We start from the raw sequence: 280 nt of genomic DNA on the forward strand, positions 1-280 counted from the left end.
CGGATATACACACGTTTCGCCTGATACATCACGACTGCAATAAGTCGGATCTTGTTCCCGCCAATATCGAACACATGGAACTTTCCAACTTTATCGACCGCTGGAAAGAGCTGCTTCATCTCTCAGCAAAATCTTTCGGATCGTTTGCCTTTATGGTTCGATACCAACCATCTAATGCCGTTTCAGCCTGTGGCCACTTGTGCATTGCTGTTATAATTCGAGCGTGGGTGATCACATGCATAACATTTTATCGCATTTTGCTATAAATCAAGTATAAACC

At 43.2% G+C, this 280-nt stretch carries 1 protein-coding gene; it reads right to left on the reverse strand.

What is annotated here, in order from left to right; genetic code table 11:
• A partial coding sequence (locus tag DVW06_RS17895; RefSeq protein ID WP_446717781.1) for a type II toxin-antitoxin system HigB family toxin occupies positions 1-119 on the reverse strand: 119 nt, incomplete at its 3' end.
• Between the last annotated feature and the right edge of the window lie 161 nt (positions 120-280).

It is taken from the genome of Enterococcus sp. ARL09-542 (assembly GCF_005234805.1).
Taxonomy (GTDB): Bacteria; Bacillota; Bacilli; order Lactobacillales; family Enterococcaceae; genus Enterococcus_D; species Enterococcus_D gallinarum.